10 protein-coding genes are annotated in these 12,472 nt (G+C 43.3%); 9 read left to right on the top strand and 1 reads right to left on the bottom strand.

Annotated features, from left to right (window positions below; all coding sequences use genetic code 11):
- The first annotated feature begins 64 nt into the window (after nt 1-64).
- The 3 genes from BLV00_RS05060 to BLV00_RS05050 all read left to right on the top strand — a co-directional run bounded on the left by BLV00_RS05060 (nt 65) and on the right by BLV00_RS05050 (nt 4,236).
- Nucleotides 65-1,585, top strand: coding sequence for a coiled-coil domain-containing protein (locus tag BLV00_RS05060; protein ID WP_093043067.1), 1,521 nt, complete (start codon nt 65-67; stop codon nt 1,583-1,585).
- Nucleotides 1,586-1,879: 294 nt separating this feature from the next.
- On the top strand, nt 1,880-2,632 hold the full coding sequence (locus tag BLV00_RS05055) for a coiled-coil domain-containing protein (protein WP_093043065.1): 753 nt from the start codon (nt 1,880-1,882) through the stop codon (nt 2,630-2,632).
- A gap of 158 nt (nt 2,633-2,790) precedes the next feature.
- Nucleotides 2,791-4,236 (top strand): carbon starvation CstA family protein, encoded by a 1,446-nt coding sequence (locus BLV00_RS05050; RefSeq protein WP_093043063.1) that lies wholly within the window; start codon nt 2,791-2,793, stop codon nt 4,234-4,236.
- 48 nt (nt 4,237-4,284) lie between these two features.
- Here BLV00_RS05050 and BLV00_RS05045 read toward each other — a convergent pair whose 3' ends face one another.
- Nucleotides 4,285-5,091, bottom strand: coding sequence for a LysM peptidoglycan-binding domain-containing protein (locus BLV00_RS05045; protein WP_245728832.1), 807 nt, complete (start codon nt 5,089-5,091; stop codon nt 4,285-4,287).
- Nucleotides 5,092-5,308: 217 nt separating this feature from the next.
- On the opposite strand from BLV00_RS05045, the gene BLV00_RS05040 reads away from it, so the two are divergent.
- From BLV00_RS05040 to BLV00_RS05015, 6 genes are all read left to right on the top strand, one after another.
- Nucleotides 5,309-5,872, top strand: a complete 564-nt coding sequence (locus BLV00_RS05040) for a CotY/CotZ family spore coat protein (protein WP_093043059.1) — start codon at nt 5,309-5,311, stop codon at nt 5,870-5,872.
- 123 nt (nt 5,873-5,995) lie between these two features.
- Entirely contained in the window at nt 5,996-6,976 is a 981-nt protein-coding gene (gene eutB, locus BLV00_RS05035; RefSeq protein ID WP_093043057.1) for a hydroxyectoine utilization dehydratase EutB, read from the top strand.
- 23 nt (nt 6,977-6,999) lie between these two features.
- The gene (locus BLV00_RS05030) at nt 7,000-8,676 is read left to right on the top strand and encodes a PucR family transcriptional regulator (RefSeq protein WP_093043055.1); all 1,677 of its coding nucleotides are present in this window, start codon (nt 7,000-7,002) and stop codon (nt 8,674-8,676) included.
- A gap of 397 nt (nt 8,677-9,073) precedes the next feature.
- Nucleotides 9,074-10,279: a M24 family metallopeptidase gene (locus BLV00_RS05025; RefSeq protein ID WP_093043414.1), complete on the top strand. Its 1,206-nt coding sequence runs from the start codon at nt 9,074-9,076 to the stop codon at nt 10,277-10,279.
- An 11-nt stretch (nt 10,280-10,290) separates the two neighbouring features.
- Nucleotides 10,291-11,238 (top strand): cyclodeaminase, encoded by a 948-nt coding sequence (locus BLV00_RS05020; RefSeq protein ID WP_093043053.1) that lies wholly within the window; start codon nt 10,291-10,293, stop codon nt 11,236-11,238.
- Nucleotides 11,239-11,258: 20 nt separating this feature from the next.
- Nucleotides 11,259-12,458, top strand: coding sequence for a cystathionine gamma-synthase family protein (locus tag BLV00_RS05015; RefSeq protein ID WP_093043051.1), 1,200 nt, complete (start codon nt 11,259-11,261; stop codon nt 12,456-12,458).
- Nucleotides 12,459-12,472: the final 14 nt, after the last annotated feature.

The following is a 12,472-nucleotide window of genomic DNA, read 5'->3' as shown; positions in this document are numbered from 1 at the left end:
ACATCATAAAAATGATAAGGAGGGATTTAATGAAATTATATTTTAGATAAAGGGGGAAGGCGGGATGAAAAAGAAAACAAGTATACGTTCAACGAAAAAAATGACGCCTCCACAGCTTCAGCAAATGGTAATTCATTTAAAATCTGAGCTATCTAAGTATCAGCAGGAACAAGAAGAACAGCGTCCGAAATTTAATCAAATTCGGGAAGAGAACAATCAGCTGATTGAAGAATTAGAAAAGCTTAAGCTGGCGAATGATGAGTTAAGTAAAGAAAATACGCGGTTTAAGACGAAACTCCCACAGCTTTATTTAAATAAGGAGCGTGTAACAGAGGAACTGAAGAAAAGCAATGAGAGTCTTAGAAATAAGCTTAGGGAAAGTAAAGAAAGTCATACCAAGCTAGAAGAAAAATATAAGAGTCTGGAATTGGATATAAGCTTTATGGAAAAGCAGTTAAAAGAAACGAATGAGCTGGTTCGTAAAGAGCAGGTGAAAAGGGAGATCAGTTCTTCGGAAAGTCGGGAACAGCTAGAGAAACAGCGGGAGAGAGAGCAGCTTTTATTAAAACAAGTAAAAGATTATGAACGGAAGGAACAAGAAAATGAGCAAAGCTTTCAAGAGTTCCAGCACTATATGCAGGAACTTAAGGAGCGGCTGACTTCAACAAATGAAGCACTTGAAAAGGAAAAAAGAGAAAAAATAATGCTTAGTAATAAAAAAGAATCCTGCCAAAAAGAAATCAACCAGCTTAAGAAATCTATCGATAAAGAAAGGTATAGGAATATAAATTATGCAAATAAACTGGAGGGCTTGAATAAAGATTACGGGCTTCTTCACCAGGACTTCTTAAGGGTCAGAAAGGAATTTGAAACGAGTAAAGCAGAAAACCATAGCCTGGAAGAAAAGTTGCAGAGTCATTTTAATAAAGTAAGTACGCTTCAGCAGGAAAAGGAACAGACTGGAAAAATTGTAGATGAGCTTAAGGTTAAAGTGGATAAAGCTCTAAAGGACTTAAAAAAAGAGGAAGAACATACACAGGCATTACGTAGTGAAAATGAGCAGTTAAAAAAGGAAAATTATCTTGAATTAAGCGAGCGAATGGATAGAGAACAGAATCTTAAAGCCACCTACGCCCAGCTGAACAAGCACTATAAGGCCGCTATTCATAAAAAAGAAGAACTATTAGAAGAAAATAGAAATCAGAAAATGCAATTGAAAGGTCTGGAACAATTTTATCAGTCTTTAGCGGAATACCAGGCAGAACATTTAAAGAAACTGGATTATTTGGAAAAAAAGTTAAAGGAAGAACAGAAAGAAAACAAGTCATCTGATACGAGAATTGAAACGCTTGAAAGTAAGCTTGATGCTTTGGAAAAGGAGTGTGATAGGCTACAAATCTTAAAAGATAAACAAGAGGAAAAAGTTAAAGAGTGGGAAGCAGGTTATAACCAGCTGGAAGGAGAACTCGAAGAAGATAAAATGCTAATACAAAAACTAGAAAAAAGTATAAGGCAATCAAAAGACAGGGAAGAATCTCTGCGAAACAAAGTCAACCGGTTAAAAAGTGAAACAGTCAATTTTTAAACCGGAATATCTGTCTGCAGGATATCCCAGGGCTGAATAAGCATCATTACATTCAGTAATTAGTGGCTGAAATAGATGATTACCGGAAGGAAAGCGTCAGTAGTGATGCGTAATCTGGAGAAAGAAATCCATACTCCCCGGTGAGATAACGGTAATATAAAAGCGGGACATTTGATTGTCCTGCTTTTTTGCCTGCCTCAAGATCATGATCAGGCTGTCAGTAACCTTCGATGGAATTATTACATATAGATAATATACACGTCAGCCCAAGCATACATTACGGGAGGTTACGGTATGAATAAAAACAATATGGGGGACCCGGTTCAGCTTCAGCAGAAGATTATTTATTTCAAAGCAGAGCTAGCGAAGTATAAAGAGAAAGTGAAGGATTACCAGGAAAACTATCATTATGCCCAGCTTGATAACTTGAAAGAACAAAATATTAAGTTGCTGGAAGATAAAGCAGAATTAGATTACCAGGTAGAAAAAATGGAGAAAGAGCTGCAGACAGCTGAGGAGATCATCGCAGAGCAGCAAAGTGATCGTTCGCGGATGCATATTAAAAATAAGTCGTTACAGGAACTGCTGCAAAAACAAGAAAGCGAATTCCGTGTCATGAAAGAAAATCTTATAGCGAAAAATGAACACATCATGAAAGAGAAAGAGAAAATTCAAAATAAGGCTATCGAGTTAGAACAATCCAACCGGGAGCTGCAGGAAAAATACCAGAAAATTGTAAAGCAGTTGGAAAATAATATGAATGTAAAACAAAAGGAAGAGGGAGCTCTCGAAGAGAAATGCAAAGAATTGGCGGGGACCATCGATCAATTGAAGGAGCAGATATCTGTTCATGAACAAACAGAAACACAGCTGAAAAGCAAGTTGGAGGAATACCATTCCAAAAAAGAAGCTTCTTCGACGGAATCTCTAGATTGGAAAAAATGGAAGCAGGCAAAGGAAGAAACAATTGAATCGCTGACCCAGGATAATCTGATTTTGAAATCACAAGTGGATAAATTGAAACAGAAATTGGAGTCTAATAAGTAACCATAAAAACGGTGGGAAAACCACCGTTTTTTCCTTGCTGTGGCAATGTAACCGCTTAATATTAAAGAATAAAGAAAATTTTCAGAAAAAATGTTGTTTTTTGTCTGATTCCGTTATAGAATACTCCCTATCATTAATTTTTGAAGGGAGGCTCAGCGATGCTTACATTTGTCGCATCCATCGCATTATTACTCGCAGGTTATTTCGTTTACGCTAAGGTGGTCGAACGAATTTTTGGCATTGACGATGAACAAAAAACTCCAGCATACACCAACAATGACGGCTTTGATTACATGCCGATGAGCTGGTGGAAGGCAAGCTTGATCCAGCTATTGAATATCGCTGGGCTTGGTCCGATTTTTGGCGCGATTCTTGGAGCATTATATGGTCCGATTGCGTTCATCTGGATTGTCGTCGGTTCCATTTTTGCAGGAGCCGTCCATGATTATTTTTCAGGGATGTTGTCGCTTCGGCATAATGGAGCACAGTACCCGACCCTTGTAGGAAAATACTTAGGCAAACACGCTAAAACGATTATCAATATATTATCGATTGGATTAATGATCCTCGTGGCGGCCGCATTTACGGCTGGACCGGCACAACTGATGGCAGAGGTCACTCCACTAGGCTTTCTTGCATCGCTGCTGATCATTTTTGCTTATTTCTTAATAGCAACAGTATTGCCGGTCAATAAAATCATTGGAAAAGTTTATCCGATTTTCGGAGCAGTACTGATTTTCATGGCAGTTGCCATTGGTATCGGATTATTCTTTTTTGAAAATCCAGTCCCGAATTTAACAATCAATAGTCTTCATCCTGATAATCTGCCAGTCTGGCCGCTATTGATGGTCACCATTTCTTGCGGTGCTATCTCCGGATTCCATAGTACCCAGAGCCCGATCTTAGCTCGTACGTTGAAAAAAGAAAGTGAAGGACGCAAAGTATTTTACGGAGCGATGATTGCAGAAGGGGTCATTGCGTTGATCTGGGCTGCTGCCGGGATGGCGTTCTTTGGCAGTACTGGAGGTCTTCAAGAAGCATTGGCTGCAGGCGGACCAGCTGGCGTAGTCAATGAAATCAGCACCACCACGCTTGGCACATTAGGAGGCATCCTTGCTGTGCTTGGTGTCATTATCCTGCCAATCACTACAGGCGATACAGCGCTCCGTTCTTCGAGAATGATGCTGGCCGATTTATTGAAGCAAGTGAGTAAAAAGGAATTGAAGGGGAACTGGGCGAAAATAGGTCTTGTCTTTCCGGTAGCTATTCCAACATTTTTGTTAACACAAATGGACTACAGCTTCCTTTGGCGGTATGTCGGCTGGTCCAACCAGGTTGTCGCCACCGTCATGCTTTGGACAGCCGCTATGTATTTGCTTCAGCATAAAAAGTTCCACTGGATTGCCAGTGTACCGGCTTTGTTTATGACCGGTGTTGTGAGTACGTATATCTTCTATGCACCCGAAGGGTTCGGATTAGCTTATTCGACATCCATGATTATCGGTTCGGTCATCTGGCTGGCAGTCGCTGTCTGGTTTGTCGTACAAATCCTGAAACATAAGGGAATGCTCAGTAAACAAGTTATTGCCAGAAAAGCAAGCTGATTATACGAAACCCCGATCCTCTGATAGCTGGATCGGGGTTTTTCTGTACTAAAAAGTTACCGGGGTTCGGACAAGATCTTGTATGCTGTTATCCTTCGCACTTCTACTAAACACCCAAACTTCCCCCGTACTGCTTGTCGGCTGCCGGTCAAACGGGAGCGTACTGCTGAAAAAACCATAAGCAGGAGCACCTTCGGAAGCGGTCGTGAAGCGTTCCCGGGAAACGACTACATTATTACTATCACGAACCTGGTGTTGTACGGAAGCCTCAAATACCCGCGCAAACCCTTCTAACTGCTGGCCGTTCTGGATTTGTGTACCAGGCAGGGGAGTAGTGACGAAAATATTATCAGAAATAGGAATGGGAATGGCAAGATAGTAGCCAGGCCAGATGACATCTCTCTGAAAACCGGGCCTGTCACTATTGGCCGCTTCTATCTCAGCGACTGTTACTCCAAACCGTGTGGCAATTTTATAAAGGGTATCACCAGTTTCGATTTCATTCGCGAATGCAGGGACAAGCAGCAGCTGATCAATATAAATGAGGTTCGGATTAGCGATGTTATTAATCCCTGCAAGCAAATCTACGGAAGTTTGGAAAGAAGCAGCGATTCCTCGCAACCCGTCCCCAGGGTAGACAACATAACTCATAATTGATGGCTGATCGGCAGCAGGGATAACCAGGACATCTTCAGGAAAAATCAAGCCACGGTCCGTAACAGGCGGGTATAAGTGGTTGGCCTGTTCAATCGCTTCAACAGTACTATCGAATCTCCTGGCAATTGAATATAACGTATCCCCACGCTTTATTGTGTACATGTAGCTTTTCTGCTGAATTATTGGCAAAATACACACCTCCTCAAATACACACTATGAGGAGAGTAGGAAGGAATAGAACAGGAATATGATGCAGTTGAATGGTTATCCAAGAAAGGAAGGCTTGGATAAGTAGAAACAAGTCTGAACAACTCACCCATTTTTCTTATAAATAGACGATTGTACAGCCATTATTGCGGTATCTCCATAGATTATTAGTGCAACAAAAATAAAAGAAAAAAAGGAGAGATTTTTAATGAGCTGTGGTGGCGGAAAAGATTTTGACAATTGTGTTTGCGAAACTGTTCGTGAAATCATCAAGGCACAGGATGAAGTAGCTGGCGTAGGGGATGATTGTTGTGATACAGGTTGTGAGCAGTCCATTCGTGACTTGCTTTCACCAGTAGGAAACGGCAATGGTCCAACTACAATTCCATTCAGTCTAATTTGTAAGGGGGACTGTGAGCCATTTATCGGAAGAAGTGTCGTCTTCAGGGAAGTGGGAATGAGTGACAATGCTACGTTTAACTGCGTAGAAACCCCTATCTTCAGAGCAAAAAAATTCGTTGATGAAGATGAATGTTGTGTTCAACTTGAATTGCTAGTACCAGTAACTCAAGGACAAAGCACTCCTGGACCAGGTGGCGATGACTTCTGCGCTTACTTCCCTGGTAACTCCATCCGTAACTTTGTAGCATCTGGGCTTTGTATTACTGTAGATTTAGACTGCTTCTGTGGTATTGCTTGTCTGGATCCTGTGACTCCACTTCCTTCATCTGAATTACCATTAGGAAATGGCGGCGGTTCATCTAAACATTAATTTAAATGGTAAAGTGAAAAAGCCAGAGGAAAATTATCCTCTGGCTTTTTTTATAAAAAATTTAGAATTGACCGACAATTGCATTGTTATATATAATTCAGAAAAGGTATTGGGGGTGAGCGAATGGAAAGTGTACAAACAGCTGGCGTAACGTTCAGGGATATTTGGAGGGCAAAAAAACGAATTACTAGTGTGGTAGAGAAAACACCGTTGCTATATTCGCAACCTTTGTCGGACAAGGCTGGCACAAATGTATACTTGAAGCTTGAGAATATGCAGCCGACCGGTGCATTTAAATTGAGAGGTGCGGCCAATAAAATGCTATCACTATCAGAGGAAGCACGGAAAAAGGGAGTTGCTACTTTCTCGACAGGAAACCATGGGATTGCCGTAGCTCATGTCGCAGGGTTGAATAATATCCCGGCGACCGTGTGTATTTCCAGGAGAGTGCCACAGGAAAAGGTCAAAAAGCTGAAACGACTCGGTGCACATGTAGAAATCGTCGGTGAAAATCAGGACGATGCCGAACAGTACTGCTATGAGCTGGAAAAGCAGTCTGGGATTACGGTGGTCAAGCCATTTGATGACCCTGAAGTGATTGCGGGACAGGGTACGATAGGGCTGGAGATTTTAGAAGAATGTCCGGAGGTAGATCAAGCTATTATTCCCCTTTCAGGCGGAGGATTGCTTGCCGGAATCAGTCTGGCATTGAAATCTGTTGATTCCAAAATTGACATCACCGGTGTGTCCATGGAAAAGGGGGCAGTCATGCATGAAAGCCTGAAGCGCGGTAAGCCAGTTGTTTTGAAAGAATCTGATACATTAGCGGATAGCCTGCTAGGCGGGCTTGGCCCGGACAATCGCTACACGTTTCCCGTGGTCCAACAGTTGATGGATAAAAGTGTATTGGTCTCAGAGGAATCGATTGCAAAAGGAATAATGTTTATGCTCGAGTATCATAAAATGGCAATAGAGGGGGCGGCTGGAGCAGGAATTGGCTGGCTGCTGGGAGAAGAAACTAGTAGACATAAGCACATTGTCATTGTCATTAGCGGAAATAATGTGGATCATGACACAATCCGTTCCTTGGCCGACAAGTATTAGCTTAACAGGGATGAGGTGGGGATATGGGGTTAACGGTGAAAGATATCATCCAGCTTCCGATTATGGAAACAGCCAAAGTAAAAGCGGGGAGGGCTGTTTTGAATGAAAAAGAGGTTGATTGGATATCGGTGATCGAGACGCCAGTGGAGAATTTTGTCCGTAGTAATGAATTTGTCCTGAGTACTGGGATTGGCTGTGAGAATGATCCGTTGTTATTAGAGGAATTCACCAAAGATGTCATCCAGTCGGGAGCTTCTGTTTTGGCATTTGCCACAGGGCGCTATATTTATGATATTCCAGACCGTATTCTGCAGCTGGGCGAGCAAAATGACTTGATTATTATCGATCTCCCCTGGGAAGTCCGTTTTGGGGATATCCTGCAAGTGGTTTTGGAAGAAATAAGCCAGGAAAAAAAGGCGGAAAGACAGCAAGCCGAGGAAATCAGACAGGAATTGATCACGTTTGTTTTGAATGGGAAAGGACTGCAGGAGATTTCCAACCTCTTATACCAAAAGACAAACATTCCGATTGCGATCAGCGATCATAATAAGCGTATCCGGGCAAATCATGATGTCGACCCCCACCTGCTTGATGTTTTCAATGGTAAGGTAGATGGACAGGTCCAGCAGATTCCTCAAACTGACATTCAGTTCAGTGAACACCCGTTGTATCATCATATTGAGGAGTTTGTCATCGACCAACAGACGTGCTATCAGCTGCCAATCTTGTCGAATCAGAAAAAACAGGGGTATTTGATTTTTAAACCAGACGACCGTCATCAGCTGACATGGCTGGTGATGAATATTCTGGAACATGCACTGACCGCATGTGCTCTTTACTTTTTGCAGGAAAATGCCATAGAAATGACAGAGATTCGCTTGAAGGATAATTTCTTATTGGATCTTGCTAAAAATGAAAATGACATTACCAAACAAACATTATCGAAAGGCCAATTGCTGGGATATGACTTGACGAAGTCCTATATCTGTATGGTAGGAGAAATCAGTTTCATAGAAACCAATAAGCAATTGAAAAAAACCGATCGATCAGCCGGATCTTCGCTGCACAGCAGGAATTATTATATTCAGAAAGAAATCACCCAGGCTGGAGAACTGTTGAATCGCAGTACGATGGCTACCTTTGAAGACGGGGAAGTAATCGTATATTTGGAAGCAGACCACCATCCGTATATGGAGGCCTCTAATCAGTTCCTGGATATGGTTGAAAGACGGTTGAACGACTTGTTGGCCGGGATTGAAATTTCCTGGGGAATAGCGATTCATAAGGATGGCCATTATTCGTTCCATAAAAGTTACCAGGAAGCGAAGACGGCTCTGGATATTGGGAAGCAGCAGTACGGAAAAGGAGAGCGGACTTTTTTCAGCGACACTAGGATCAACCGATTGCTGATGGCTTTATCCCACGATCCTGATATTTCATCGATTGTCAAAGACACATTAGAGAAGCTGATTGAATACGATAAGAAGCGGCAGACAGATTTGATTCATACATTCATTGTCTATAACAAGTACAACAGCAATGTCAGCCAGACAGCCCGTGCACTGAATTTGCACCGTCAATCTTTATTGCACCGGCTAAGGAATATTGAACATCTGACCCAGCTATCTTTGGTAGACTCAGATGACCTGTTCCTATTGGAATTAAGTGTCCGCTTATGGATGCTAAAAAAACTTGAATAACTATCAGGACATGGCGCGCCAGGGAGAACCAATATATGGTTCTCCCTGGCGCGCCTATTTGCTGTGACATAAAAGTAAATTATTACTGTTTGTAATAAAGGGGCTTCGTCCAGCTCCATCGTCCAGCTCCATCGTCCAGCGACTAGTGTACTTCCCTCCCCTCTGTACGATAAGTCGATATCGAATCGCTGCCGCTCATCGTATCTCCTTTATCTCCTACGGGTCAGTCCAGTGCATACGTCGCTGAACGGCCGCTTCCGCTTTAGTCTAATTAATTTGTATAAAGCCTAGCTGTAAAAGTTCATACAGATTGGACATTACATCTGAGGAGTTAGATGAATACAATGATAAGTAAGAATTATATAAATATTCAGTTATTGTAAGGAGGGATATGATGATGCTTCCGTTTGATATTTTGGAATATCATGAACGTCTGGAAAAAACGAAGAAGCGTATGGAAGAGAAAGGGGTAGAGGTGCTGCTAATCACAGACCCCGCCAATATGAACTACCTTTCCGGATACGATGCGTGGTCTTTTTATGTCCATCAGATGCTTGTGATTATCATTGATGAAGCACAGCCGCTATGGATAGGCAGATTCCAGGATGCCAATGGTGCCAGGAAGACGACCTGGATCTATGATGAAAATGTAATCGCTTACCCGGATTATTATGTGCATTCTGCTATATACCATCCGATGGATTTTATTGCCGAAATTTTGACGCAGATCGGTCAAGGCAACCGGACGATCGGTGTGGAAATGGATAACTATTATTTTTCAGCGAAAGCTTTTGAACAGTTAAAAAATAACCTGCCGAACGCGACTTTCAAAAATGCGGACTTACTTGTTAATGGGGTTCGGATCGTCAAATCGGACCAGGAAATTGAATACATGAAACGGGCAGCTATAATCGCCGAACATGCCATGGAAAAAGGTATTGAAAGCATTTATGCAGGTGCAAAGGAATCTGATGTAGCTGCAACGATATATTATCACTTAGTAAAAGGTTCCAATGGTCATGGGGGTGATTATCCGTCAATCGTTCCGCTGTTGCCGGCAGGAGAAAACACGTGTACCCCGCATCTTACCTGGTCAGAGCGAGCATTTATGAGCGGAGAAGCTGTGATCATTGAATTGGCTGGCTGCTATAAACGCTACCATGTGCCTTTAGCAAGGACGGTCTCGATCGGGACGCCTTCAGAAGAAATGACGACACTTTCTCCGATTGTGACAGAAGGGATACAGGAAGTGCTGGCATCGATCAAACCTGGAATCACCTGTGGCGACATTGAGGAAACGTGGCGTAAGTCTATTAAAAAATATGGGATGGAAAAAGAATCAAGACTCGGATATTCAGTCGGATTAGGCTACCCGCCTGACTGGGGTGAGCATACGGCAAGTCTGAGAAAAGGTGATCAAACCGTGCTTGAGCCGAATATGACATTCCATCTGATTCCAGGGTTGTGGTTCGATAATTACGGTATTGAAATCTCTGAGACATTCCGGGTGACGGATACAGGATGTGAACGGTTCACCAATTATCCGCAAGGGTTGATCGTACGGGATCCATTGAATATCAATCCAACCGATAAGATCAGCTAGGGGGTCTGGTTATGAAGCTTTTCACTAAGGAGGAGATCGAAAAAGTCATCCGTCTCGACAACAGGGTAGTCGCTGTGGTCGAGGAGGCATTCAATGATTTGGTTCAGAAAAAGGTACAGATGCCACCGATCATGCGGATAGATGTCCCCGAACATAATGGGGAAATTGACATCAAATCGGCTTATGTAGCAGGTTATGACAGTTTTGCCGTCAAGCTGTCTTCTGGTTTTTTCGATAACGATAAACGAGGACTGCCAAGCGCTAGTGGGATGATGCTGCTGTTGAATTCAGAAACAGGGATTCCCAAAGCGGTGCTTGCTGATAACGGTTATCTCACAGAAGTCCGGACGGCAGCTGCCGGAGCAGTCGCAGCCAGACATTTGGCGCGAGAAAATATTAAAACAGTCGGGGTTATCGGAACAGGAGCTCAAGCACGTCTGCAAGTCAAAGCGCTTAAGCTAGTCCGTGGTTTTGATAAATTGCTCGTTTACGGACGTACGCCTGAAAAAACGGCACAGTATCAAAAGGATATGTTACAGGACCTGGACATTGATGTAGAAATTGTCAGTTCCCCCGAAGAAGTGGTGACGGAAAGCGATGTAGTGATTACAACGACACCCTCTACAGAACCGCTGATACAAGCTGAATGGTTCCACCCAGGTTTGCATATCACTGCTATGGGATCGGATGCCGAGCATAAGCAGGAACTCGAAAGCAGCGTATTGGAGAGAGCGGACTACGTTGTATGTGATGTCAAAGCGCAGTCACTTCGACTCGGAGAAATGAGGTCCTGTAACGACCAGCGAGTGATCGATGAAGCAATTGAACTTGGGGAGATCACTGCTGGCAATAAACAAGGCCGCATAAATGAAAACCAAATCACTGTTTGTGATTTGACTGGAACGGGTGTTCAGGATACAGCCATTGCCAGATTTGCCTACGACAGGCTTACTGAATAAAGATAAGGGAGGAATTTAGGATGAAAAAAACAAATATCGGCACACGTGCCATTTGGGCGGGAGAAAAGGATTCATTAGCATTTGGTGCAACACAAGTACCAGTTGTGCACAGTGTATCGTTCGGTTATGACGATATGGATGATTGGTATGAGGTAGCCGTAGGCAATAAAGAAGGACACATCTACGGACGTAACACGAACCCGACCGTCCAGGCTTTTGAAGAGAAAATCAGAATCCTGGAAGATGCTGAAGCGGCAACCAGCTTTTCGACAGGGATGGCAGCCATCAGCAATACACTTGGTACCTTGCTTTTCCCTGGCGACCGGATCGTATCCATCAAAGATACGTACGGTGGCACGAACAAGATTTTTACGGAATTTCTTCCACAACAGCACATTGAGGTGGAACTGTGTGATACAGGGGATCATGAAGCGATTGAAAAAGAGGTAATGAAAGGCTGTAAAGTGCTGTATTTGGAGACACCCACCAACCCGACTGTCAAAATCACCGACATTGAGCGAGTAGCAAAAGTGGCCAAAAAAGTTGGAGCCATCGTGGTGGTCGATAATACGTTCGCAACTCCTGTGAACCAGAATCCATTAGCACTAGGTGCGGATCTTGTCATCCACAGTGCAACCAAGTTCTTAGGCGGGCATGCAGATGCACTTGGTGGTGCCTTAGTCGGCAGCAAAGAGCTGGTCGAAAAAGTGTACCATTACCGTGAAATTAACGGTGCAACGCTCGATCCAATGGCAGCATACTTGCTCCTTCGCGGTATGAAGACGTTAAAGTTGCGGATTGACCGTCAAAATGAAAACGCACTGGCCATTGCCCGTCATTTGAAAACTATCGATATAGTCGATGACGTATTCTATCCTGGGCTGGAAGAGCATAAAGGCCATGATATTGCTAAGACGCAAATGAAGGGGTTCGGAGGCATGCTCAGCTTTTCTGTCAAGGGTGGCATGGACACTGTCCGTCACTTGCTGCCAAAACTGAACTATTCCAATCGTGCGGCTAACCTTGGAGCAGTCGAAACAATCGTCGGCCCAGCCAGAACGACTAGTCATGTGGAGTGTACGCCGGAAGAGCGGGCAGCGATGGGAATTCCGGAAGGGTTGATCCGCTACTCGGCTGGTATAGAAGATATCGAGGATTTGAAGGAGGATTTAAATCAAGCATTCCAGTCGCTGCCAGAGAGCTTGACAGTGAAAGGCTGATAGGGAGGGATCCT

This window comes from Thalassobacillus cyri (genome assembly GCF_900107755.1).
Classification (GTDB): domain Bacteria; phylum Bacillota; class Bacilli; order Bacillales; family Halobacillaceae; genus Thalassobacillus; species Thalassobacillus cyri.
Note: the sequence above shows the minus strand (reverse complement) of the source record. Positions and strands in the feature narration are given on the sequence as shown.